This window comes from Klebsiella sp. B345 (assembly GCF_051131735.1).
GTDB lineage: Bacteria > Pseudomonadota > Gammaproteobacteria > Enterobacterales > Enterobacteriaceae > Klebsiella.
In genome coordinates this window covers 2,816,176-2,838,998 of the sequence record NZ_CP180443.1, presented here as the reverse complement: position 1 = coordinate 2,838,998, position 22,823 = coordinate 2,816,176, and the positions used below count along the sequence as shown (strand labels likewise).

Genomic DNA, 22,823 nt, shown 5'->3' with positions numbered 1-22,823 from the left:
GGCGCAGACGGGACGTCAGGCGTTGGAATAGCGTTCGGTTTCCGGCATCCAGCGCTCGATAAGCGCCTGGGCCTGCTGGGCATAACGTTCGTGAATATGGCGGGCGATGCGCTGAACGTCGGGGATCATGGCCTGATCGCGCAGCAGATCGGCGACTTTAAATTCGGCGCTTCCCGTCTGCCGGGTACCGAGCAGTTCGCCTGGACCGCGAATTTCCAGGTCTTTTTGGGCAATGACGAAACCGTCGTTGCTGTCGCGCAGCACCTGCAGCCGTTTTTGCGCTGTTTTCGACAGCGGCGATTTATAGAGTAGCACGCAGTGAGAGGCGACCGCGCCGCGGCCGACGCGCCCTCTGAGCTGGTGCAGCTGCGCCAGCCCCAGACGCTCTGGGTTTTCGATGATCATCAGGCTGGCGTTGGGGACATCCACCCCGACTTCGATAACCGTGGTGGCGATCAGCAGATGCAGCTCACCCACTTTAAAGGCCTGCATGACCGCCTGTTTGTCGGCGGGTTTCATACGGCCGTGTACCAGGCCAATATTCAGCTCCGGCAGCGCGAGTTTTAGCTCTTCCCAGGTGGCTTCTGCCGCCTGCGCTTCCAGCAGGTCGGACTCTTCAATCAGCGTGCAGACCCAGTAGGCCTGACGCCCTTCCTGAGTGCAGGCGTTGCGCACCCGGTCAATAATATCGTGGCGGCGGGTATCGGGAATGGCGACCGTGGTGACCGGCGTACGGCCCGGAGGCAGTTCGTCAATAACCGAGGTATCGAGATCGGCATAGGCGGTCATCGCCAGGGTGCGCGGAATCGGCGTGGCGGTCATGATCAACTGATGGGGATGGAAGCCTTGCTGCTGGCCTTTTTCCCACAGCGCCAGCCGCTGGTGGACGCCGAAACGGTGCTGCTCATCGATAATCACCAGCGCCAGACCGTTGAACTGCACCTGCTCCTGAAAAATGGCATGGGTGCCGACGATCATCTGTACCTGACCGCTGGCGATCGCTTCCTGCTGAGCCTGTCGCGCTTTCCCTTTCTGTTTACCCGCCAGCCAGCCCACTTCAATGCCCAGCGGGGCAAACCACTGTCGGAAGTTGGTGGCGTGCTGTTCTGCCAGCAGTTCGGTCGGCGCCATCAGCGCCACCTGCTTGCCGTGGGCGATGGCCCGCAGCGCCGCAAGGGCGGCGACCAGCGTCTTGCCGGAGCCAACGTCGCCCTGAACAAGGCGCATCATCGGCACGTCGAGCGCCATATCGCGCTCGATCTCCGCGCTGACCCGCGCCTGTGCAGCGGTTGGTTTAAAGGGCAGGGCGGCAAGCAGCTGATGTTTTAAGGTGTCATTGGCGCTCAGCGGCAGAGCGTGATAACGCTGTGCGCCGGCGCGCAGCGCCAGCATGCTGAGGTTATGCGCCAGCAGCTCTTCCAGAATTAAGCGTTGCTGTGCCGGGTGCTTACCGCTTTCCAGATCGCTCAGTTGTAACGATGGTGGTGGCCGGTGCAGGGTGCGCAGCGCCTCCGGCAGGCTCATCATCCCCTGAGCCAGTTCGGGCGGCAGTAGCTCGGCGATAGCGCAGGTTTCCAGCAGTTCCAACGCCTGATCGGTCAGCTTACGCAGCGTGGCCTGCTTGATGCCTTCGGTGGTTGGGTAGACCGGCGTCAGGGTTTCCTGAAGCTCAGGGGTGCTCATGTCGCCCTGTACGCGATATTCCGGGTGGATCATCTCCGCCCCGTATTTGCCGCGTTTGGCTTCGCCGTAGGCCAACACGCGCCGACCGGTCGCCAGGCTATTTTTCATGGCGGCGTTGAAGTTGAAGAAGCGCATGGTGAGGATGCCGGAGCCGTCGCTGATCTGACAGGTCATCATCCGGCGACCGCCAAAGGTGATGTTGCTGCTGAGGACTTCGCCCTCGACGGTGGCATATACCCCTGGCAGCAGCTCGCCTATTTGATAAAGATGGGTACGGTCTTCATAGCGTAGCGGCAGGTGTAGCAGGAGATCCTGCACCGTATGCAGGCCGATTTTTGCCAGTTTGCTGCTTTGTGCTGCCCCTACGCCGGTGAGCGAGTTGAGCGGCACTGCATCTAACAGGCGGCCTGCCATGTTACTCGTCATCCATCAGGTTGTGCTTTTGCTGGTCTGCTCCAGGGGTAGGGCGCGGGATACGACGACGGCTTTGCGATTCGACTGTGCCGACAGCCTGCATGGTGGCCCACCATTGCGCATCGGCTTCGACTTCTCCTTGCACGTTTACGTGTGGGTAAGGCAGCCCTTTTTGCCTGGCGACTCTGGCCAGAACCGGATAGCCCCCTTCAAACAGCAGACGCTGCTGCTCTTCTTCCGGCAGCATGCTGTTCTCGCGTTGATACATGCCCGCATTTTGCCGCTGACGTTGCGCTTCGTAGAGGATCAGAGCAGAGGCAACGGAGACGTTGAGCGATTGCACCATGCCCGTCATCGGGATGATGATATCCTGGTCAGCCAGCGCTAAGGCTTCCTGAGTGATGCCGGTTTTTTCCTGGCCCATCAGGATGCAGGTGGGGCGGGTGTAGTCGATCTCGCGAAAATCAACGGCTTTATCAGAGAGATGCGTCGCAAGGATTTGCATGCCCTGGCCCTTTAAATGGCCGACGGCATCGCCAATGCTGCGGTGGGTTTTGACCTGCACCCAACTGTTGCTTCCGGCGGCGGCAGAGACCATGGTATGCATACGACTGCTGGGCCAGACAGCGTGTACTTCATGGACACCAACGGCATCTGCAGTACGAACCACCGCCGACACGTTATGAGGTTTATGGACCTGCTCCATGCAGACCGTCAGGTCGGGCTGACGCCTGGCGAGCATCTCACAAATACGTGCATAACGTTGAATATTCATAAAACGAGTTCTAGTTACGGTTACGGGTGACTTTTATCACATCCGGCATGACGCGAATTTTGCGCATGATATTCGCCAGATGCACGCGGTCGCGCGCCGTGAGGCGGATAAAGGCGCTGTACACGCGGCCATCTTTTTCTTCCGTATTCAGGCTCTGAATATTGGAGGAGGCGGTGTTAATCGCCGCGGTGAGATTCGCCAGGGCACCCTGGTGGTTAAACATATCCACCTTAATTTCGGTAATAAACTCCTGCGCGGTCTCTTTATCCCACTCGACGGCCATAAACTTCTCGGGCTCTTTCTGGTAGCCACGAATGTTACGACAGGACTCATGGTGAATGACCAGGCCTTTACCAGGGCTGACGTGAGCGATAATCGGGTCGCCTGGAATCGGACGGCAGCACTTCGCAAAGGTAATCAGAACCCCGTCGGCGCCTTTAATCGGCAGATGACCGTGGCCTGAAGCGTTTCCTTGTGTCGGTGCGCTGACGGTGGTTTCGCCTTGTTGCAGGTTTTTCGCTACCACCACGCTCATGGCGTTGCCGAGGCCGATTTCTGCCAGCAGGTCGTCAAGACTCGCCAGCTTCATACGCTCGAGTTCGCGCTGAATGCTCTCCGGCGGGATTTCAGCCAGTTTGCGGCTACCACCCAGCGCATGGTTGAGCAGGCGGCGACCCAGGCTGACGGAGTCATCGCGCTTGAGGTTTTTCAGCAGTTGGCGAATTTTGGCGCGCGCTTTCGAGCTGACGACAAAGTTCAGCCACGCGGCATTCGGACGTGCACCCGGTGCGGTGATAATCTCCACCGTCTGGCCGCTGGAGAGCGACTGCGACAGCGGATACGGCTGGCGGTCGACGCGCGCCCCGACGCAGGCATGGCCGATATCGGTATGCACCGCATAGGCGAAGTCCACCGGCGTGGCGCCAGCGGGCAGTTCGACAATACGTCCTTCCGGGGTGAAAACGTAAATCTCATCCGGGAACAGATCGGATTTGACGCTCTCGATAAATTCAAACGAGCTACCGGCACTTTGCTGCAGTTCCAGCAGGCTCTGCATCCAGCGCTGTGCGCGGATTTGTGCGGTGGTGCTGCTTTCGCCACCGTGCTCTTTATAAGCCCAGTGTGCCGCAACCCCCATTTCTGCCATCTGATCCATGTCTTCAGTACGAATTTGTACTTCAACCGGAACACCGTGCGGGCCGATCATCGAGGTATGCAAAGATTGATAGCCGTTCGCTTTCGGAATGGCGATGTAATCTTTCATACGACCGGGACGTGGCTTGTAAAGGCTGTGCATCTGGCCAAGCACGCGGTAACAGGTGTCGGCATCATGCACGATCACGCGGAAGGCGTAGATGTCCATGATCGAGTGAAAACGCTGCTCTTTCAGCACCATCTTGCAGTAGATGGAGTACAGATGCTTTTCGCGACCGCTGACGCGACAGGGGATTCCCGCTTCCTGCAAACGCCCTTCAATTTCGGAGAGGATCTTTTGAATCATCTCTTTACGGTTGCCGCGCGCCGCTTTGACGACTTCTTTGATCACGCGATAACGGTTGGGGTACAGCGCTTCAAAGCCCAGCTCTTCGAGCTCGGTTTTGATGTGATGGATACCTAAACGGTGAGCCAGCGGGCTGTAGATCTCCAGCGTTTCACGGGCAATACGGCGGCGTTTATCCGGGCGAAGTGAGCCCAGCGTACGCATATTGTGGGTTCGGTCGGCAAGTTTGATGAGGATGACGCGGATATCCTGCACCATCGCCATAATCATTTTGCGGAAGTTTTCGGCCTGCGCCTCTTTCTTATCGCGGAACTTGAGTTTATCAAGTTTCGATACCCCTTCTACCAGCTCGGCAACGCTTTTGCCAAAGAGCTGCTCCATGTCCTGGTAGGTGGCAGGGGTATCTTCAATCACGTCATGCAGCAGCGCAGCCATTAGCGTTTCGTGGTCGAGTTTCATCTCGGCCAGAATGCAGGCTACCGCCACCGGGTGCGTGATGTAGGGTTCACCGCTTGAACGTGTCTGGCCCTCGTGAGCGTCACGTGCAACGAGATAGGCCTGCCGAAGACGCTTGATTTGCTCTTCCGGCAGGTAGTGTTGAATCAGCTGATTCAGGCTTTCAAACAGATACAAGGGCGACCCACTGCGTGATTAACGACGACCTTCAGCAATAGCGGTAACAGCCTGTAATTCAGCGGCTTCCTGCTCTTGCTGTTCCTGACGATCGCGGACGTCGAGGATCTGGTTGTTGATCAGACCTTCTTCGATTTCGCGCAGGGCGATAACGGTAGTTTTATCGTTTTCTTCCGGAACCAGCGGATCTTTTCCGCCTACCTGCATCTGACGAGCGCGACGCGCGGCGACCAGTACCAGGTCAAAACGGTTACCAATTTTCTCTACAGCGTCCTGAACAGTTACGCGTGCCATACTTAAAATGCTCCACAGATGAAGAAATGACTGGGCATGATACTGAATGTGGGTTCAGTCTGCCAACAGTTTGGTGATTAAAGCGCCATGTCGCTGCTTTTGGCGGCTCATGCGCAGACGTTCGGCGCGAATAATGTTTTTCAGATCGCTCAGGGCGGTATCAAAATCATCATTCACAATAAGGTAATCATATTCCGCGTAATGGCTCATTTCTGCAACAGCCTGCGCCATACGTTTTGCGATCACCTCTTCGCTGTCCTGACCGCGACCACGCAGGCGACGGTCAAGCTCATCTTTTGACGGCGGCAGAATGAAAATGCTGCGCGCGCCCGGCATTTTTTGACGGATTTGCTGAGCACCCTGCCAGTCGATATCAAGGAAGACGTCGACGCCGGTTGCCAGTACCTGCTCGATGGTTTCGCGCGAGGTGCCGTAATAGTTGCCAAAAACTTCTGCGTGCTCAAGAAATGCATCTCTGGCAATCATCGCTCTGAAATCGTCGTGATTAACAAAGAAATAGTGTTCACCGTGCACTTCACCCGGACGCGCCGCGCGCGTGGTATGAGAAACAGAAACCTGGGTGTCGTACAGCGGTTGGGTTTTCAATAAAGCCTGAATCAGGCTGGATTTACCCGCGCCACTTGGGGCGGAAACAATATAAAGCGTGCCTTGAGCCATGAGAGTCTTTTGTATGTGATGATCGAAAGAGAAACTACATACGAGCCTATTATACACGGCGCCGCACTGTGACGCAGTCCCTGTCACACATTTTGCCTCTGTTTCTTTCATTTTGCCTGCCGTTTCCCTGATTTCGCTGCCTCTTGCTGCGCTGAAGGACAAAGTCAGGAAGCCCGATCGCAACCTGAAAAATCGCCCATCGCCTGCAAAATACCTTCTCCGACACAATGGCCACGAGCAAAAACAGGAGGCGGGATCATGCAGAAAGGGCTCTGGGCAATCGCCCTGTGGCTGGTGATGGGATACGGGCGGGCGGCGTGCCCTGAGTGGCCGCAGGCGCTGGCCGAGCAGGAAATCGCTCGTCTGAACCAGCAGGTCACAGACTGGAATAATGCTTACTGGCGTGAAGGGCGCAGTGAGGTCAGCGATGATGTCTACGATCAGCTGCTGGCGCGATTGCGGCAGTGGCAGCGCTGCGTGTCAATAGACTCTCCTCGTGACGATAATCCGCCGTTGCCGGCTGGAGCAGCCAGCCATCCGGTCGCGCATACCGGCGTGCGTAAACTGACGGATAAGGTTGACGTTGCCCGGTGGATGCGTGGCAAAACGGATCTCTGGGTACAGCCGAAGGTCGATGGCGTGGCCGTGACGCTGGTGTACCGCGACGGGCGACTGGCTCAGGCCATCAGCCGCGGGGACGGGCGCAGCGGCGAGGCGTGGACGGACAAAGTGCGGCAGATCCCGGCGATTCCCGCGGTTACGCAAGGCGAGCTGACGAACAGCGTACTGCAGGGCGAGATTTTCCTACAGCATACCGGGCATGTGCAGAAGCAGATGGGGGGAATGAACGCCCGTGCGAAAGTCGCCGGGATGATGATGCGCCGGGAGTCACCCGCTCAACTGGCGGAGCTGGGTATTTTTATCTGGGCGTGGCCAGATGGCCCCCAGGACATGCGCCAGCGCCTGAGGCTGCTGAAAGAGGGCGGATTTCGCCATAGCACTCGTTTTTCGCAGCCGGTCACCACGGTGGAGCAGGTTGAGCAGTGGCGCGGGCGTTGGTTAACCTCGGCGCTGCCGTTTGCCACCGATGGCGTGGTTGTACGCCGTGGGCAGGAGCCCGCCGGGCGATACTGGTCGCCGGGGCAGGGAGAGTGGGTGGCCGCATGGAAATATCCCCCGGCATCGCAGTTGATGGAAGTGCGCGACATCCTGTTTCGCGTTGGGCGCAGCGGAAACATCGCGGTAGTGGCCCGGCTGGAACCGGAGCGCCTGGATGACAAGCTGGTTCAGCGAGTCAATGTCGGGTCGCTGTCTCGCTGGAAGCGTCTGGATATTGGCCGCGGCGACCAGCTGCAAATTAGCCTGGCAGGCCAGGGTATTCCGCGCATCGACCGTGTGGTGTGGCGGGTTAATCCGCGCAATAAACCGCAGCCGCCAGCAGAACGCTTTACGCCACTGAGCTGCCATTTCCTGACGCCTGGCTGCAGTGAACAGTTTCTCTCCCGGCTGGTCTGGCTGTCATCAAAACCGATACTGAATATTGATGGCGTTGGGGCGTCGGTGTGGCGGGCCATCCAGCTTGCGCACCCGCTGGAGCATATTTTCTCCTGGCTGGCATTAACACCCTCGCAGCTGGCGAGGGGCCCAGGGATGTCTGCAGTACGGGGGCAGCGGCTATGGCATCAGTTTAATCTGGCTCGCGAGCAGCCGTTTCTGCGCTGGATACAGGCAATGGGAATACCGATTCCTCAGGTAGCACTTGCCGGTCTGACGGGAGAGAACTGGCAGCAGCTCCAGGCGCGCAATGAAGCACAGTGGCAGCGTCTGCCTGGGGTGGGCGCAGAGCGTGCCCGGCAGCTGGTTGTTTTTCTTCAGCACCCGGAGGTTGCCGCGCTGGCGCGCTGGCTCAGCGGGCAAGGTATTTCGGGGTTTTGACGCGATCAGTGAGGGCTATGGTTGTAGTTGAAGACGGGCAGTCCCAGCTTCCAGCGTAGTGCCAGCATGCGAGCGGTAAAGCCAAACAGCAGGGTAGAGATAACTACCACGTCGTGGCTGCTGACGTAGTGCTGCAGGGCGATATAGAGGATAGCGGCGGCAAATGAGATGCCGGCATACAGCTCTTTCTGGAACACCAGCGGGATGCGTTTGCAGAACATATCACGCAATACGCCACCAAATACCCCGGTGACGACTGCCGCGATGGAGGCAATGACCGGCCCTTCACCCATATCCAGCGCAATCTGTGCGCCGATGATAGAGAAGACAATCAGGCCGAGGGCGTCGAGGACCAGAAACAGACGGCGCAAATGGGGCATAACCGGCGCGGCAATGGTGGTGAGTACCGCGGCAACGGCAACAATAATAACGTATTCCGGATTCTTGACCCATCCGAGCGGGTAGTGTCCCAGCAGGATATCCCGGACTGAACCACCGCCCAGTGCGGTTGCGGTCGCAATGATAATGACACCAAAGGTATCCATACGGCGGCGTCCGGCGGCCAGAGCACCGGTCATCGCTTCGGCAGTGATACCAATTAGATAAAGAATATGAAGCAGCATAAATCCCCCACAATGATGCCGGGCAGATTAGCGATTTGTGCGCGAGATCACGATTGAGATTTTCTAAGGTGAAGCATTTTCCCCAGGAAAAACTAATGCATTATGTTGGGTATGGCTAGCTATTCATGGGTGGTTGTGTATCGGTGGAGAAAAAACAGATAAGAAAAAATAATGCTGGCTCACCATTGGAGAGCCAGCAAAAGTGATTACTCGATATTCTGAATCTGCTCGCGCATTTGCTCGATCAGCACTTTCAGTTCGATGGCGGATTTGGTCACTTCCGCATTGATGGATTTTGACGCCAGAGTATTCGACTCGCGGTTAAACTCCTGCATCATAAAGTCGAGACGACGGCCAACGGCCTCTTTCTTCTTCAGGATGTTCCAGGTTTCTTTAACGTGCGCTTCCAGACGGTCCAGCTCTTCTGCCACATCGATACGTTGCGCCATGAGAACCAACTCTTGTTCGAGGCGGTTATTTTCCAGCTGTACTTCTGCATCTTCCAGCTTCGAGACCAGGCGGTCACGCTGCCACTGTAAGATTTCTGGCATATGGGCGCGGACTTTTGTCACCTCGGCGGTCACGCCGTCGAGACGCTGCTCGATCAGGGTTTTCAGCGCCTGGCCTTCGCTCTCGCGGGCGACGATAAAGTCATCCAGCGCACCGTTCAGCGCGGACAAAATTTCAGCGGTAATCGCGTCAAGGTCCTGCTCACGGGCTGCCATCACCCCAGGCCAGCGCAGAATATCCACTGGATTAATTTCGCCTTCGTCGCTCTGCATTTTGACCCAGTTGGCAGCATTGACCAGCTGTTTTGCGAGGTTTTCGTTCAGAATCAGCTCGCCCTGAGCGCTGGGGTCCTGTTCAAAACGTAAGGTACATTCTACTTTGCCACGGGTCAGGCGCGAACGAATGCGCTCACGTACAACGGGCTCAAGGCTACGGAACTGCTCCGGCAGGCGGAAATAGGTTTCCAGGTATCGTTGGTTTACCGAGCGCAGTTCCCATGCGGCGCTGCCCCAGTCACCCTTGATTTCTCGCCGGGCATAGGCGGTCATACTGCGGATCATAGACGTTCCTGTTTTTAAAGGAGAGTGAGGTGGATTATAGCTTTGCCCGTCAGAACTTAACAGGAATACTAATAACATACTCAAAATAGTTTATTTTACGGTTGATTGTTTTCATGTGATTTCGTGTTCGAGTCATATTCTTATTTTCACTTGATTTTTATCTTTGCGGGTTGTTTTTAAGTTTATATCACTGATAATCGGAATAATAAAATATATTAAATTTCGATATTAAAAGGTTGTTAGTATAATGATGGGTGATATTTTTGAGAAAATTATTCAGGGGCTTTTTCCTAATGTAGAGTTACCCTTCTGGAAACGAAGCTTAATGAAATGGGCATTTGGTTATAGCTACCTTTCTCAGTTAGTTTCAAAAGATAACTTCATGAAAGAAAAGGGTGTTGCCTGGGTTGATTACATGCTCAGTTTTCTACATTTTCGTTGTGAAACGCACCTGCATGACTTTAAAAATATTCCCGCTCACGGCCCGGTTATTGTTGTTGCAAATCATCCTACTGTTATGGACGGGATGGCGTTAATTCATACCGTAGCCAAAGTCAGGAAAGACATAAAGATTGTTTCGAATAATCTTCTGCCAATTATTTTTCCGCAAATTTCTGAGTTGACTATCGGAATTCAAAATATGGCTGGGAAAATGGGCCTGAAAAAATTCAAAGAAATGAATGAGCACCTGAAAAATGGCGGGTTATTAATAATTTGTCCTGCTGGAAAGCTTGCTAGTTGGTCACTCTCAGGGTTGAAAGAGCACGACTGGAAACCGGGTTTTCTTCAACTGGCAACCCGTAATAATGCAGCACTGGTACCGTTATATATCTCTGGTAGAAATAGCATAAGATACTATTTAACGGCAACGTTTTGGCGCCAGTTATCCAATCTAATGATCATTCGGGAATCTTTGAGGCATCGTGGTAAAACCTTACAGATAAAGATTGGACAGCAAATTGATTTATGTTCGCTTCATCTGGAAGATGAGGATCATCAATCTGTCGCGAGTCACTGTCTGAAACACCTCCAGAGTATTGGCAATCACGGGCCTGCATTAGTTGGTACTATCCCGCCGGCGAAATGCGATGAAAGCAGAAGTCAATTAATCACGGCGTTAAAGCCGTGTAAGGTACTAAAGGAGTTTAGTGACGGTAAAAAAATACTTATTTATCGTTATGCAAATGAAGATACTTCACCTGTCATTAATGAGCTGGGGATCTTGCGTGAGAAGTGCTATCGCGAAATTGGTGCCGGAACGGGAAAGTTAACCGATACTGACGTATATGATAATAGCTACTATCATATCTTATTATGGGATCCTTGTGAGGCAGAGATTATTGGGGCATATCGTGTTGTTCCTGTCGGTGAGTTATTGGCACAACAGGGTATTACAGGCCTGTATAGCAATACTTTGTTTAAGTATCATGATACTGCATATGAGTATTTAGATAAATGTATGGAGGTGGGGCGTGGATTCATTCAGAAAAAATATCAAAAAACGAATGCACTTGATTATTTGTGGCAGGGGATATTTTGTTTTTTGACATGCTATCCAGAGTGTAAGTACCTGTTAGGTGTGTTGACTATTCCGGCCACTTACCCGACAGATGTTCAACAGCTTATTGTGGCGTTCTATAACATTTACTTCCCTGCTGAAAATGATTTTTGTTCTCCAGTAGAACCATTTTTAGTCGAAGATGAAAGTGTTTATAATGTTTTTTCTTCCGAAAGTTTTAGTGATGACTGGTTAGTGCTTAATGGCCTTCTTAAAGAAAAGGGTTATGAGCTACCCTGGCCTTATAAACAAGCGGCAAGATGGTTCTCACCTGGAGGTTCATCCATCAACTCTTTTACTCGGGACAGGTCGTTTAGTTCAATTGCAGGGTTGAATGTTTCATCTATTGATAAGTTAAATAAAATCTACAGCAACCATTACCTTAAAAATAATTAATGCAATTATGACATTCAGGTCGTAGCGTCAACGATGCAGAAAATAAGATGATGAACATGGATGTATTATAATGTGTAAACTAATTGTTAGATTTTTTCTTGGCATCAATATATTGTTTGTTTTAGGATGTGATAACAAATCAGATAATATGTTTTCAGGATACTCGCATGGTAACTTTGTTTATCTGTCGTCTTCCAGCAATGCGAAGATTGAGCATGTATTAGTAAAAAAAGGGGATCTTGTTAAAGATGGGCAGGCGCTGGTCAAGTTAGAGTCTTTTGACGCTCTGAACATTTTGCAGCGTGCCGAAGAAAAGCTTAAGGCGGAGCACGCTTTATTAAGGAACCTGGCGTCTGGAGAACGGCCTGAACAGTTAAATATTATACGTTCTCAGCTTAAAAAGGCCCGATCTTCGGAATCTCAGGTAAAGCGCCAGCTTGAGCGATATCGTGATCTTTATGCTAAGCAGGCGATATCGGTCGCTGAATGGGAGAATATCAGAGATGACTTTGTACAAAAAAGCGCACAGGTTGAAGAGCTGGTTCACCAGTTAGAAGCCCGTCAGTTACCTGCGCGTCAGGATGAAATTGAAAAACAGCAATCACAGGTTAAATCTGCACAGCTTGAACGCGACAAGGCTAGTTGGGATGTACAGCAAACGACGCTTTTTTCACCGTTGAATGCCCAGGTTTTTGACATCATATACCGAGCCGGGGAACGTTCTACCGTGGGGCGGCCAATCATTAGCCTGTTACCACCCGATAATATTAAGGTCCGTTTTTTTGTCCCGGAGGCAATTCTTGGGAAATTTAAAACTGGCATGAGTGTAAAGCTTTTATGTGACGGCTGCTCAACGGCAATTCCAGGGACGATTAATTATATCAGCCCGGAGGCTGAGTTTACGCCTCCGGTTATTTACAGCACCAATCGCCGGGAGAAATTGATTTACATGATTGAAGCTGTGCCTGATCGAGAGTATGCGATGCAGTTGAGAGTCGGTCAGCCATTTAGTGTGGAGACTCTCTTCGATGAATGAGCTGTGCATTGATGTTAAAGACCTTAATAAATATTTTGGTGAGAATCATGCGGTTAAGGATTTTTCTCTTCAGGTTGCTAAAGGTGAAATTTATGGTTTTCTTGGACCTAATGGCAGTGGAAAGACCACGTCAATTCGAATGATGTGTGGTTTAATCACGCCAGATTCCGGGAGAGGTAATTGCCTCGGGATGGATATATTTACTCAGCGTGAAAAAATAAAAAGAAAAATTGGTTATATGACCCAGTATTTTTCTATGTGGGGAAATTTAACGATTCGTGAGAATTTACTTTTTATCTCCCGATTATATAGCCTCGATCGGCGTAAAAGTCGGGTTGACGAGGCACTGTCAGAACTGGGCCTGAGCTCACGACAGCATCAGTTGGCGAGGGTGCTTTCCGGGGGCTGGAAGCAGAGAATGGCATTAGCAGCATGTATGCTCCATGAGCCGGTTTTGTTGTTCCTCGATGAACCTACCGCAGGCGTGGACCCAAAGGCGCGCCGTGAGTTCTGGCAAATGTTGCATCAATTATCTGACAGGGGCATATCGATACTGGTGAGCACCCATTATATGGACGAAGCCGAACGCTGTCACAAAGTCGCCTACCTGTCATATGGCCGCTTGCTGGCCAATGGGACCATTTCATCGATTATATCGGCGCAGAACCTCATTACGGTCAAAACCAGCGGCTCCGGACTGGCGGCGCTTGAACGCCTTTTACAGCGCTCGCCTGATATTGAGCAAACGGTCATTTTCGGCAACCAGCTTTATATTACCTCCCGAAATGAGGCTAAGTTAACGTCAGCACTTTTTGAGTTTACGCAAAAAGGCTATGAATTTTCCCAGGTTGATACCAACCTGGAGGATGCTTTTACCTATTTAATGAAGAATGAATGTGAAACGTCTAAATATTGAGTTCTCATTGACGCGCTGGATTGGCGTGGTGATTAAGGAAATCCATGAGTTACGGCGCGATAAAGTCAGCATTGCCATGGTTATTCTGACCCCTATTTTTCAGTTAATCGTTTTGGGTTATGCCGTCAATATGGACCCACGTAATATTCCCACCGCACTACTAAATTACGATACAGAGCGAATGAGTCAGGTCTTTGTCACCAGCGCCCAAAACACGGGTTATTTTTCTATGGTTCCCGTGGATTCTGAAGAGGCTGCGCAGAAAGCGTTTGTCCAGGGCGATGTGGTATTCATCGTGACCATTCCTGAAGGTTTTACTCAAAAAATGCTTCGCGGTGAGAAACCTCAGCTGCTGGTTCAGGGAGATGCAATCGATCCCATGACCACAGGGAATGCGATAAGCGCCCTTGTTCATGTCGCTAAGTCAATGTTTCAGAAGGATCTGCCCGGAGAGATGCAAAAAGTACAAGCAGATGATGATTTTGAACTCATTATCCATCGTATGTTTAATCCTGAGGGCATCACTCAGTTCAATACGATCCCGGGCATTATGGGCTCGATATTAAGCACCACGCTAATACTAATGACGGCGTTATCGATTACACGGGAACGCGAAAATGGCGCCTTAGAAAATATACTGGTCTCTCCTCTTTCCGGACTCGAGGTCATTGTTGGAAAAATAACGCCTTTTGTGTTGATTGGTCTGTTTCAGGCTACCATCATTCTGGTTGCGGCGATCCTGCTGTTCAATATCCCATTGCAGGGAAGCCTGGTGTTGCTGTTTCTGGTGCTGGTGATTTATGTTTTCCTGTGCCTGTCGATCGGCATCGGTATCTCCGGATTAGCCCAAAATCAGTTACAGGCGCTACAGATGTCTTCGTTTTATTTTATCCCTTCCATCATGCTCTCCGGATTTATTAGTCCGTTTATCAGTATGCCTGGCTGGGCGCAGGCTATCGGCTCCTGCTTGCCGCTGACCTACTTCATTCGGCTGATGAAGGGAATTATGTTGAAGGGATACTCTGCAACAGCATTACTGCCGGATCTTTTACCGCTCATCGCGCTGGCGGTATTTGTTATTGCCGTTAGCCTGACATCTTACCGTAAAACACTGGACTGAGGCCGTCGACGAGGCGGGAGATCGGCATGGGCATTTAGCTGTAAATTCCGTATAATGCGCGCCACATTCGTTTCAAGCCGGAGTTAACATTATGCGTCCAGCAGGTCGTAGCGCTAATCAGGTGCGTCCCGTCACCCTGACCCGTAACTATACAATACACGCAGAAGGCTCCGTGCTGGTCGAATTTGGTGACACCAAAGTGCTGTGCACCGCGTCGATCGACGAAGGTGTGCCACGCTTTCTGAAAGGCCAGGGACAAGGGTGGATCACCGCAGAATACGGCATGCTGCCACGCGCAACCCATACTCGTAACGCGCGTGAAGCGGCGAAAGGTAAGCAGGGAGGCCGTACGATGGAAATCCAGCGTCTGATTGCACGTGCATTGCGCGCGGCGGTAGACCTGAAAGCACTCGGCGAATTCACCATTACCCTCGACTGCGATGTTCTGCAGGCGGACGGCGGCACCCGTACCGCATCCATTACCGGTGCCTGCGTGGCGCTGGCCGATGCGCTGAATAAGCTGGTTGCTGCCGGCAAGCTGAAAAGCAACCCGATGAAAGGGATGGTGGCGGCGGTTTCGGTAGGTATCGTCAACGGCGAAGCGCTGTGCGATCTGGAGTATGTTGAAGATTCGGCAGCTGAAACCGATATGAACGTGGTGATGACCGAAGATGGTCGCATCATTGAGGTGCAGGGCACGGCGGAAGGCGAGCCGTTTACCCACGAAGAGCTGCTCACCCTGTTGGCGTTGGCCCGAGGGGGAATCGAATCCATTGTGGCGACGCAGAAAGCGGCGTTAGAAAACTAGTTTTTAAGGCGACTGAGAAGTCGCCTTTTTTTTGTCTGAAAATAGTAAGGGGCTATTCCATGAAATTATATCAGCGCCAGTTTATTGAGTTTGCGCTTAGCAAACAGGTCCTTAAGTTTGGCGAATTTACGTTGAAATCCGGGCGTAAGAGCCCCTATTTCTTCAACGCCGGCCTGTTTAACACCGGGCGCGATCTGGCACTGTTAGGCCGTTTTTATGCTGAGGCGTTGGTTGATTCCGGCATCGATTTCGATCTGCTGTTTGGCCCGGCCTATAAAGGTATTCCTATCGCGACCACTACCGCGGTGGCGCTGGCGGAACACCACGATCTGGATTTGCCATACTGCTTTAACCGCAAAGAAGCGAAGACCCATGGTGAAGGTGGGAACCTGGTCGGCAGCACCCTGCAGGGACGAGTTATGCTGGTCGACGACGTCATCACCGCCGGCACCGCGATCCGTGAGTCGATGGAGATTATCCAGGCGCACGGTGCTGAACTGGCGGGCGTCCTGATTTCCCTTGATCGTCAGGAACGCGGTCGTGGTGACATCTCCGCGATTCAGGAAGTTGAGCGGGATTACGGCTGTAAAGTGATCTCCATCGTCACTTTGAAAGAGCTGATCTCCTACCTGGAAGAGAAGCCGGAGATGGCAGAGCATCTGGCAGCGGTTCGGGCTTACCGCGAAGCCTACGGGGTATAAGCATCAGCCCGGCAGGCCATCACCTGCCGGGAAGGTTTCAGACCAGTTTCGCCCCCTGAGCATTAACGTAGAGCGAATAGATTGAGGTGCTGGAGGCCATAAACAGGCGATTGCGCTGCTCACCGCCAAAACAGAGGTTCGCGCAGCGTTCCGGCAACTGAATGATGCCGATGTTTTTCCCCTGAGGGTTGAAGACGCGCACTCCATCCAGCTCCTCGCTGCCGGTTCCCCAACCACACCATAGATTTCCGTCCATGTCGCAGGCGATGCCGTCCGCGGTCCCGTTACCGCAGTCAATATGTACTCTTTTGTTTTTCAAAGTGTTATCGACAACATCCCACGCCAGGATGAGGCGGTTTGGCGTCGCGCGGCTCTCCACGACGTACAGCGTTTTCTCATCTGCGGAGAAACAGAGTCCGTTTGGACCTTTCACGTCGCCCAGCATGACGCTCAGCTTGCGGCTTTCTGGATCCAGCCGATAGACGTTCTGTGGCAACTGCGGTGTAGCTTTGTGCCCTTCATAGAACCCACTGATACCGAAAGGCGGATCGGTAAACCAGATACTGCCGTCTGACTTCACGACAATATCGTTTGGCGAGTTCAGCGGTTTGCCGTCAAAGCTGTCGGCGAGGACGGTGAGGGTACCGTCGTATTCGGTGCGGGTAATGCGGCGGGTGTCGTGCTCACAGCTAATCAGCCGTCCCTGCCGGTCGCGGGCGTGGCCGTTTGCGTAGTTTGCCGGTTGACGAAAGACGCTGGTTTCACCGGTGGCTTCATCCCAGCGCATGATGGCGTTATTGGGAATATCGCTCCAGAGCAGCATTCGTGTATCGCCAAACCATACCGGTCCTTCTGCCCAGCGAAAACCTGTTGCGATTTGCTCGACTTTTGCGCTGGCAAGCATATAGCGACGAAAGCTGTCATCCACCGCCATAATACGCGGGTCGGGATAGCGTGCAGATGGCGCCCAGGTCGCGAAACTTTTTTGACTGAGCAATAGTGATGCGGTCGCCAGACCGCCCAGTTTGAGCAATTCCCGCCGTGATGTCGCCATCAGCCTTCTCCTTGTCCATTGAAAAGATGCAATCAAAGGATGTTATGAGAGAGGTAGAGCCGAAAACATCTGGCAATTCAACGAATTGTTATGGGCTTTATGACAGAAAAATCAAAAATGAGATGCAGCCTTTTGGGCTGCATAGTGAAAGGTGCGGATTATTGCAGCTGGGCGGCGACCAGCGGCCAACGGGCGTCAAAGTCATCCGTCGGACGATACTTAAACTCGCTACGCACAAAACGTGACAGCATGCCCTCGCAGAACGCCAACAGCTGGCTGGCCAGCAGGGCTTCATCGACGGTATAGCCCTCACCTTCACGCATTTTCTTTTCGCGCATCACCTGGCGCAGCTGCACTTCGATGCGTTCGAATAGCTGGTTAATCCGTCCTTGCAGACGGTCCTGTTCGAACATCAGCGCATGGCCGGTCAAAATCCGCGTCAGCCCAGGATTACGCTCACCAAACCCAAGAATCAGTAACACAATCAGGCGAAGACGGGCCGATGTATCCTTTTCATCTTTTAAAATCAAATTGATGCGCGTAATCAGACTGTCTTCGATAAACTCGATCAGACTATCAAACATGCGGGTTTTACTCGGGAAATGACGGTACAACGCCGCTTCGGATACCCCCACGGATGCCGCCAGTTTCGCTGTGGTAATACGCTGACTACCATCGCTGGATTCAAGCATCAGGGCCAGAGACTGAAGTATTTCTTCGCGACGGTTCCTTTTCGCAGTTTGTTTTTCTGCCATGTTTTAAAATACCCCTGAAAATAAGCACTAGTCAGGCAGGCATCCACAAAGTGACCGCAAACGGTCGTTTGCGGCGATGTTATTGCATTAATGCACTTCGGGATGCGGATGTACTGTGGTTGGGCTTATGCGCGCCCTGAGTGGCCAAAGCCACCTTCGCCACGTTCGGTGGCGTCAAAATCTTCCACCAGGTTAAATTCCGCCTGGACGACGGGTACAAACACCATCTGAGCGATACGCTCGCCGGGCTCAATCGTAAAGCTCTGCTGGCCACGGTTCCACACGGAAACCATCAGCTGTCCCTGATAGTCAGAGTCGATAAGCCCGACCAGATTGCCCAGTACCACGCCATGCTTATGGCCCAGCCCGGAACGCGGCAGAATTACCGCCGCCAGAGAAGGGTCGGCGATATGGATTGCCAGACCGGTCGGCAGCAGCGTGGTGGCGCCCGGTGCCAGCTCTACGGCGTCATCGAGACAGGCTCGCAGGTCAAGTCCGGCAGAACCGGAGGTGGCATAGGTTGGCAGCGGAAATTGCTGGCCAACACGCGGGTCCAGAATCTTAACGTCGATTTTTTTCATCATAGCGGGTCACGATCTCGTCGAGTAATAATTGGCCCAGGAGTTCCTTGCGCTCAAGTGGTAAGCGCTTATCTCCATCCTGCCAGAAAAGGTGTAATGCATTGTTGTCGCTGTTAAAGCCTTGATTTTGCTTAGAAACATCGTTAGCGCAAATCAGGTCGAGATTTTTTCGAGCGCGTTTTTGTCTCGCGTATTCTTCCACATTATTCGTTTCGGCAGCAAACCCAACGACAAACGGTCGGTGAGTCGTCAATGCGGCTACCCCGGCCACGATATCCGGATTTTTGACCATCTTGATAGTAAGTTCGTCACCTTGCTTTTTAATTTTTTCTTCAGCAATCGCCACGGCACGATAGTCGGCTACGGCGGCGCAGCCAATAAAAATCTGCTGTTGCTGAACGCCCTGCTGGACTGCTGATTCCATTTCCAGCGCGGTGGTCACATCGATGCGCTGTACCAGCGGCGGCGTGGGTAAAGAGACCGGCCCGCTAACCAGCGTCACGTTCGCCCCGCGGTTGGCGGCGGCGGCGGCAATCGCGAAACCCATCTTACCGGAGCTGTGGTTGGTGATATAGCGCACCGGATCAAGCGGCTCACGGGTAGGGCCAGCGGTAATCATGATATTGAGATGTTGCAAATCTTTGACAGGCGAAAAATGCGCTGCTGCCATATCGACGATGGTCATTGGGTCCAGCATACGTCCCGGGCCGATATCGCCACAGGCCTGACTGCCGCTATCCGGGCCCCAGAGCAGCAGGCCGCGTGAGGCAAGGACGGTCAGGTTATGCTGGGTGGCTGCGGCACGGTACATTTGCTGGTTCATCGCCGGTACGACAGCGACCGGAGAAGGCGTCGCGAGGCAGATGGTGGAGACCAGGTCATTCGCCATACCGGCGGCGACACGGGCGATCAGATCGGCGGTGGCCGGTGCGAGGATAACCAGGTCCGCCCATTTACCCAGCTCGATATGGCCCATCGCCGCTTCTGCGGCTGGGTCGAGCAGGCTATCGGATACCGGATACCCGGATACCGCCTGTAGGCTCAGCGGGGTAATGAAGGCTTTCGCGGCTTCGGTCATGGCGACACGGACTTCCGCGCCACGGTCACGCAGGCGGCGCACCAGTTCTGGTGTCTTGTAAGCAGCAATACCGCCGCTCACGCCCAGAACGATCTTTTTACCAGCCAGACTCATCATGATTCTTTCCTGTTGCAGTACACCAGAATCCGCGCATCTTACCACAATCCTGTCGCCGTCGTGCGGCTACCAGGCATTCACTTTGCGAGACGCTACGCAAGCGGGCGACGCGGTGGTCGGCAGCGCCAGCGGGCTGTGCCAGGATAGGCGGGACTGGAAAGGAGAGGTCCTATGGATGCCGACGAAGCCCTCATGCCGAGGGAAAAAATGTCGCTTTATGGCATTGAAGCGTTATCGGATATTGAGCTGCTGGCGCTGTTTTTACGCACCGGCACGAGGCAGAAAGATGTCATGGTCTATGCGGAAGACCTGCTAAAGCACTTTGGGTCTCTCCATGGCCTGCTGTCGGCGGATAAAGCCCGGTTTAATGAGGTCGAAGGGATTGGCTTGGCAAAATATGCTCAGCTGAAGGGGATTGCCGAACTGGCCCGGCGTTATTTTAGCCTGCGGTTGATTGCAGAACCCTCCCTGGAAACGCCGATGATGACGCTGGAGTTTTTACAAAGCCATCTGGCCCACGAAGAACGGGAGATCTTTATCGTGATCTTTTTAGATAATCAGAACCGGGTATTGAAACATAGCCGGCTTTTTTCTGGTACTCTTAGCCACGTAGAGGTGCATCCGCGAGAAATTGTACGCGAAGCCATCAAAGTGAACGCCGCTGCGGTGATCCTTGCACATAATCATCCGTCCGGTAGTCCTGAGCCGAGTAAGGCTGACAGACTGATTACCGAAAGAGTGGTAAAGTGTTGTGGTTTCATGGAGATACGAGTGCTCGATCATCTTGTAATCGGCCGCGGTGCGTACGTATCTTTTGCCGAGCGCGGCTGGATTTAGCCCCGATCACGCGATCTCGCGGGATCTTTGTCTGTTCGGGACTTGAGCACATCGCTGAGTCAGCGTATACTACGCCACCTTTGAGAATCTCGGGTTTGGCATTTGGGCCTGGCAATCGATGGTTCACTTAGACACCCAATCATTCAGGTTGCATCAAGTCGGCAAGAGAGTGAATCCCTGGGAACGTACTCTGTACATGACCTGGGTGAGCCAACGCTGAAGCAGCTTGAAAGATGACGTGTAGAACTGCGATGACCGGGCTGTAAAGCCTGACGAGGCGCCAATACCCCATACGAAGCTCGAGCTAATTTGATTTTTGGAGAATAGACATGTCCCGAGTCTGCCAAGTTACTGGCAAGCGTCCGGTGACCGGTAACAACCGTTCCCACGCACTGAACGCGACCAAACGCCGTTTCCTGCCGAACCTGCACTCTCACCGTTTCTGGGTTGAGAGCGAAAAGCGTTTTGTCACCCTGCGTGTATCTGCTAAAGGTATGCGTGTTATTGATAAGAAAGGCATCGATACAGTTCTGTCCGAACTGCGTGCCCGTGGCGAAAAGTACTAAGTACTAAGAGGAAATAAATCATGGCTAAAGGTATTCGTGAGAAAATCAAGCTGGTTTCTTCTGCTGGTACTGGTCACTTCTATACCACCACGAAGAACAAACGTACTAAGCCGGAAAAACTGGAACTGAAAAAGTTCGATCCAGTTGTCCGTCAGCACGTTTTATACAAAGAAGCTAAAATCAAATAATTTTAGTTTTCGATGTAAAGAAAACCCCGCCTCGGCGGGGTTTTCTGCTTTTTGTCCCGCGGAAACTTGCGGACAACCCCTGCCGGGAATTTGCTTCCCAGACGCCTGCTGCTGAATCACAATACGTTAGGTTAACGGAGGAAAATAAATGCCTGAATTACCTGAGGTAGAAACCAGCCGTCGCGGTATTGAACCGTATCTGGTGGGCGCGACCATCCAGCACGCCGTGATTCGCAACGGACGCCTGCGCTGGCCGGTCAGTGACGAAATCTATCGCCTGAGCGACGTACCGGTGCTGAGCGTACGCCGACGCGCCAAATATCTGCTGCTGGAGCTGCCCGATGGTTGGATCATCATCCATCTGGGGATGTCCGGGAGCCTGCGCATCCTCAAGGACGACCTGCCCGCCGAAAAGCATGACCATGTGGATCTGGTGATGAGCAACGGCTACGTGCTGCGTTATACCGACCCGCGTCGCTTTGGCGCCTGGCTGTGGACCAAAGAGCTGGAGGGCCATCCGGCGCTGGCCCATCTGGGACCGGAACCGCTGAGCGATGCCTTCACTGCGGAGTATCTCCAGCAGAAGTGCGCGAAGAAGAAAGCGCCCATTAAGCCGTGGCTGATGGACAACAAGCTGGTGGTTGGCGTCGGCAATATCTACGCCAGCGAATCGCTGTTCTCCGCGGGGATCCATCCCGATCGGCTGGCCTCGTCGCTGTCGCGTGAAGAGTGTGAGCGGCTGGTCAAGGTGATTAAAGCGGTGTTGTTGCGCTCGATTGAGCAGGGTGGAACGACGTTGAAGGATTTCCTGCAAAGTGACGGTAAACCGGGGTATTTTGCCCAGGAGCTGCAGGTGTATGGCCGCAAAGGCGAGCCTTGCCGCATCTGTGGTACGCCGATTATCGCCAGTAAACATGCGCAGCGGGCGACGTTTTATTGTCGTCAGTGCCAGAAGTAAAGCGTGGTGGTTACGTTGATCCCGGCTACAGGTTCCCGGCTGTCTGTGGACAGGTAGCCGGGAAGCGCGTCCTACAGCTTCTTCAGCAGCGCCTGGTGTACGTTGGCAGGAAGAAAGTGGGACACATCACCCTGGTGGCGTGCCACTTCCTTCACCAGCGAGGAAGAGATAAACGACCACTCTTTGCACGGCATCAGAAAGACGCTTTCCAGCGTCGGCATCAGATGGCGGTTCATGTGCGCCAGCTGCATCTCATATTCGAAATCCGCCACCGCGCGTAAGCCGCGAATCAAAATATTCGCCTGCTGAGCGCGGGCAAAATTCGCCATCAGATCGCTAAAGCCAATCACCTCGACGTTGACCAGATGCGCCGTCGCCTGTTCTGCCAGCGCGATACGTTCATCGAGGGTGAACATCGGCTTCTTGCTCGGGCTGGCGGCAATGGCCAACAGCACCTTGTCAAACATGCTGGCCGCCCGGGTGACGATATCGATATGGCCGTTGGTTATGGGGTCGAAGGTCCCAGGATAGATCGCTTTTGTGCTCAT

Annotated in this window: 23 protein-coding genes; 11 read left to right on the top strand and 12 right to left on the bottom strand. The window is 53.3% G+C overall.

The window, feature by feature from the left end; translation table 11 throughout:
• Window positions 1–15: 15 nt before the first annotated feature.
• The 5 genes from recG to gmk are packed head-to-tail and all read right to left on the bottom strand — an operon-like array spanning window position 16 to window position 5,978.
• Window positions 16–2,097: an ATP-dependent DNA helicase RecG gene (recG, locus tag ACMYSO_RS13370; protein WP_434665205.1), complete on the bottom strand. Its 2,082-nt coding sequence runs from the start codon at window positions 2,095–2,097 to the stop codon at window positions 16–18.
• 1 nt (window position 2,098) lies between these two features.
• Window positions 2,099–2,872, bottom strand: a complete 774-nt coding sequence (trmH, locus tag ACMYSO_RS13365) for a tRNA (guanosine(18)-2'-O)-methyltransferase TrmH (RefSeq protein WP_434665203.1) — start codon at window positions 2,870–2,872, stop codon at window positions 2,099–2,101.
• A 10-nt stretch (window positions 2,873–2,882) separates the two neighbouring features.
• A complete protein-coding gene (gene spoT, locus ACMYSO_RS13360) occupies window positions 2,883–5,006 on the bottom strand; it encodes a bifunctional GTP diphosphokinase/guanosine-3',5'-bis pyrophosphate 3'-pyrophosphohydrolase (RefSeq protein WP_434665201.1) in 2,124 nt (707 codons plus the stop codon).
• Between the two features lie 18 nt (window positions 5,007–5,024).
• Window positions 5,025–5,300, bottom strand: coding sequence for a DNA-directed RNA polymerase subunit omega (gene rpoZ, locus ACMYSO_RS13355; RefSeq protein WP_004868966.1), 276 nt, complete (start codon window positions 5,298–5,300; stop codon window positions 5,025–5,027).
• 54 nt (window positions 5,301–5,354) lie between these two features.
• Entirely contained in the window at window positions 5,355–5,978 is a 624-nt protein-coding gene (gmk, locus tag ACMYSO_RS13350) for a guanylate kinase (protein WP_123757098.1), read from the bottom strand.
• Between the two features lie 258 nt (window positions 5,979–6,236).
• On the opposite strand from gmk, the gene ligB reads away from it, so the two are divergent.
• Window positions 6,237–7,913, top strand: a complete 1,677-nt coding sequence (gene ligB / locus ACMYSO_RS13345; RefSeq protein WP_434665198.1) for an NAD-dependent DNA ligase LigB — start codon at window positions 6,237–6,239, stop codon at window positions 7,911–7,913.
• Window positions 7,914–7,918: 5 nt separating this feature from the next.
• On the opposite strand, the gene ACMYSO_RS13340 is transcribed toward ligB, so the two are convergent.
• Both ACMYSO_RS13340 and ACMYSO_RS13335 read right to left on the bottom strand, forming a co-directional pair.
• Window positions 7,919–8,536 carry a trimeric intracellular cation channel family protein gene (locus ACMYSO_RS13340; RefSeq protein WP_434582516.1) on the bottom strand — a complete coding sequence of 206 codons (618 nt, stop codon included), beginning with the start codon at window positions 8,534–8,536 and terminating at the stop codon, window positions 7,919–7,921.
• A gap of 206 nt (window positions 8,537–8,742) precedes the next feature.
• Window positions 8,743–9,606 (bottom strand): YicC/YloC family endoribonuclease, encoded by an 864-nt coding sequence (locus ACMYSO_RS13335; protein WP_434582517.1) that lies wholly within the window; start codon window positions 9,604–9,606, stop codon window positions 8,743–8,745.
• Window positions 9,607–9,856: 250 nt separating this feature from the next.
• On the opposite strand from ACMYSO_RS13335, the gene ACMYSO_RS13330 reads away from it, so the two are divergent.
• The 6 genes from ACMYSO_RS13330 to pyrE all read left to right on the top strand — a co-directional run bounded on the left by ACMYSO_RS13330 (window position 9,857) and on the right by pyrE (window position 16,141).
• A complete protein-coding gene (locus ACMYSO_RS13330; RefSeq protein WP_434670805.1) occupies window positions 9,857–11,560 on the top strand; it encodes a lysophospholipid acyltransferase family protein in 1,704 nt (567 codons plus the stop codon).
• Between the two features lie 70 nt (window positions 11,561–11,630).
• On the top strand, window positions 11,631–12,596 hold the full coding sequence (locus ACMYSO_RS13325) for an HlyD family secretion protein (RefSeq protein ID WP_434665196.1): 966 nt from the start codon (window positions 11,631–11,633) through the stop codon (window positions 12,594–12,596).
• The gene (locus tag ACMYSO_RS13320; protein WP_434665193.1) at window positions 12,589–13,512 is read left to right on the top strand and encodes an ATP-binding cassette domain-containing protein; all 924 of its coding nucleotides are present in this window, start codon (window positions 12,589–12,591) and stop codon (window positions 13,510–13,512) included. The genes ACMYSO_RS13325 and ACMYSO_RS13320 overlap by 8 nt, the downstream gene beginning before the upstream one ends.
• On the top strand, window positions 13,493–14,632 hold the full coding sequence (locus ACMYSO_RS13315) for an ABC transporter permease (protein WP_434665190.1): 1,140 nt from the start codon (window positions 13,493–13,495) through the stop codon (window positions 14,630–14,632). Before ACMYSO_RS13320 ends, ACMYSO_RS13315 begins: the two co-directional genes overlap by 20 nt.
• A 91-nt stretch (window positions 14,633–14,723) precedes the next feature.
• A complete protein-coding gene (gene rph / locus ACMYSO_RS13310) occupies window positions 14,724–15,440 on the top strand; it encodes a ribonuclease PH (RefSeq protein ID WP_004868954.1) in 717 nt (238 codons plus the stop codon).
• Between the two features lie 59 nt (window positions 15,441–15,499).
• Window positions 15,500–16,141, top strand: a complete 642-nt coding sequence (pyrE, locus tag ACMYSO_RS13305; protein WP_123757102.1) for an orotate phosphoribosyltransferase — start codon at window positions 15,500–15,502, stop codon at window positions 16,139–16,141.
• Window positions 16,142–16,178: 37 nt separating this feature from the next.
• Here pyrE and ACMYSO_RS13300 read toward each other — a convergent pair whose 3' ends face one another.
• The 4 genes from ACMYSO_RS13300 to coaBC form a co-directional block, all read right to left on the bottom strand.
• The gene (locus ACMYSO_RS13300; protein WP_434665188.1) at window positions 16,179–17,195 is read right to left on the bottom strand and encodes an SMP-30/gluconolactonase/LRE family protein; all 1,017 of its coding nucleotides are present in this window, start codon (window positions 17,193–17,195) and stop codon (window positions 16,179–16,181) included.
• Between the two features lie 158 nt (window positions 17,196–17,353).
• Window positions 17,354–17,950: a nucleoid occlusion factor SlmA gene (slmA, locus tag ACMYSO_RS13295; RefSeq protein ID WP_434582523.1), complete on the bottom strand. Its 597-nt coding sequence runs from the start codon at window positions 17,948–17,950 to the stop codon at window positions 17,354–17,356.
• A gap of 125 nt (window positions 17,951–18,075) precedes the next feature.
• Window positions 18,076–18,534: a dUTP diphosphatase gene (gene dut, locus ACMYSO_RS13290; RefSeq protein ID WP_004868951.1), complete on the bottom strand. Its 459-nt coding sequence runs from the start codon at window positions 18,532–18,534 to the stop codon at window positions 18,076–18,078.
• Window positions 18,512–19,723, bottom strand: coding sequence for a bifunctional phosphopantothenoylcysteine decarboxylase/phosphopantothenate--cysteine ligase CoaBC (gene coaBC / locus ACMYSO_RS13285; RefSeq protein ID WP_434670804.1), 1,212 nt, complete (start codon window positions 19,721–19,723; stop codon window positions 18,512–18,514). The genes dut and coaBC overlap by 23 nt, the downstream gene beginning before the upstream one ends.
• Window positions 19,724–19,897: 174 nt before the next feature.
• Between coaBC and radC the strand changes: the two genes are divergently transcribed.
• From radC to mutM, 4 genes are all read left to right on the top strand, one after another.
• On the top strand, window positions 19,898–20,563 hold the full coding sequence (gene radC, locus ACMYSO_RS13280; protein ID WP_123757105.1) for a RadC family protein: 666 nt from the start codon (window positions 19,898–19,900) through the stop codon (window positions 20,561–20,563).
• 329 nt (window positions 20,564–20,892) lie between these two features.
• Window positions 20,893–21,129, top strand: coding sequence for a 50S ribosomal protein L28 (gene rpmB / locus ACMYSO_RS13275; RefSeq protein WP_002436699.1), 237 nt, complete (start codon window positions 20,893–20,895; stop codon window positions 21,127–21,129).
• Between the two features lie 20 nt (window positions 21,130–21,149).
• Window positions 21,150–21,317 (top strand): 50S ribosomal protein L33, encoded by a 168-nt coding sequence (gene rpmG / locus ACMYSO_RS13270; protein WP_003024094.1) that lies wholly within the window; start codon window positions 21,150–21,152, stop codon window positions 21,315–21,317.
• 148 nt (window positions 21,318–21,465) lie between these two features.
• On the top strand, window positions 21,466–22,275 hold the full coding sequence (gene mutM, locus ACMYSO_RS13265; protein ID WP_434665184.1) for a bifunctional DNA-formamidopyrimidine glycosylase/DNA-(apurinic or apyrimidinic site) lyase: 810 nt from the start codon (window positions 21,466–21,468) through the stop codon (window positions 22,273–22,275).
• A 71-nt stretch (window positions 22,276–22,346) separates the two neighbouring features.
• On the opposite strand, the gene coaD is transcribed toward mutM, so the two are convergent.
• The gene (gene coaD, locus ACMYSO_RS13260; RefSeq protein WP_100682896.1) at window positions 22,347–22,823 is read right to left on the bottom strand and encodes a pantetheine-phosphate adenylyltransferase; all 477 of its coding nucleotides are present in this window, start codon (window positions 22,821–22,823) and stop codon (window positions 22,347–22,349) included.

Bases quoted from the DNA above. Each gene is read 5' to 3' on its own strand.
- recG (WP_434665205.1), bottom strand. From the start codon at position 2,097: ATGGCAGGCCGCCTGTTAGATGCAGTGCCGCTCAACTCGCTCACCGGC.
- trmH (WP_434665203.1), bottom strand. From the start codon at position 2,872: ATGAATATTCAACGTTATGCACGTATTTGTGAGATGCTCGCCAGGCGT.
- rpoZ (WP_004868966.1), bottom strand. From the start codon at position 5,300: ATGGCACGCGTAACTGTTCAGGACGCTGTAGAGAAAATTGGTAACCGT.
- gmk (WP_123757098.1), bottom strand. From the start codon at position 5,978: ATGGCTCAAGGCACGCTTTATATTGTTTCCGCCCCAAGTGGCGCGGGT.
- ligB (WP_434665198.1), top strand. From the start codon at position 6,237: ATGCAGAAAGGGCTCTGGGCAATCGCCCTGTGGCTGGTGATGGGATAC.
- ACMYSO_RS13340 (WP_434582516.1), bottom strand. From the start codon at position 8,536: ATGCTGCTTCATATTCTTTATCTAATTGGTATCACTGCCGAAGCGATG.
- ACMYSO_RS13335 (WP_434582517.1), bottom strand. From the start codon at position 9,606: ATGATCCGCAGTATGACCGCCTATGCCCGGCGAGAAATCAAGGGTGAC.
- ACMYSO_RS13330 (WP_434670805.1), top strand. From the start codon at position 9,857: ATGGGTGATATTTTTGAGAAAATTATTCAGGGGCTTTTTCCTAATGTA.
- ACMYSO_RS13325 (WP_434665196.1), top strand. From the start codon at position 11,631: ATGTGTAAACTAATTGTTAGATTTTTTCTTGGCATCAATATATTGTTT.
- ACMYSO_RS13320 (WP_434665193.1), top strand. From the start codon at position 12,589: ATGAATGAGCTGTGCATTGATGTTAAAGACCTTAATAAATATTTTGGT.
- rph (WP_004868954.1), top strand. From the start codon at position 14,724: ATGCGTCCAGCAGGTCGTAGCGCTAATCAGGTGCGTCCCGTCACCCTG.
- pyrE (WP_123757102.1), top strand. From the start codon at position 15,500: ATGAAATTATATCAGCGCCAGTTTATTGAGTTTGCGCTTAGCAAACAG.
- ACMYSO_RS13300 (WP_434665188.1), bottom strand. From the start codon at position 17,195: ATGGCGACATCACGGCGGGAATTGCTCAAACTGGGCGGTCTGGCGACC.
- slmA (WP_434582523.1), bottom strand. From the start codon at position 17,950: ATGGCAGAAAAACAAACTGCGAAAAGGAACCGTCGCGAAGAAATACTT.
- dut (WP_004868951.1), bottom strand. From the start codon at position 18,534: ATGATGAAAAAAATCGACGTTAAGATTCTGGACCCGCGTGTTGGCCAG.
- coaBC (WP_434670804.1), bottom strand. From the start codon at position 19,723: ATGAGTCTGGCTGGTAAAAAGATCGTTCTGGGCGTGAGCGGCGGTATT.
- radC (WP_123757105.1), top strand. From the start codon at position 19,898: ATGGATGCCGACGAAGCCCTCATGCCGAGGGAAAAAATGTCGCTTTAT.
- rpmB (WP_002436699.1), top strand. From the start codon at position 20,893: ATGTCCCGAGTCTGCCAAGTTACTGGCAAGCGTCCGGTGACCGGTAAC.
- rpmG (WP_003024094.1), top strand. From the start codon at position 21,150: ATGGCTAAAGGTATTCGTGAGAAAATCAAGCTGGTTTCTTCTGCTGGT.
- mutM (WP_434665184.1), top strand. From the start codon at position 21,466: ATGCCTGAATTACCTGAGGTAGAAACCAGCCGTCGCGGTATTGAACCG.
- coaD (WP_100682896.1), bottom strand. From the start codon at position 22,823: ATGAGCACAAAAGCGATCTATCCTGGGACCTTCGACCCCATAACCAAC.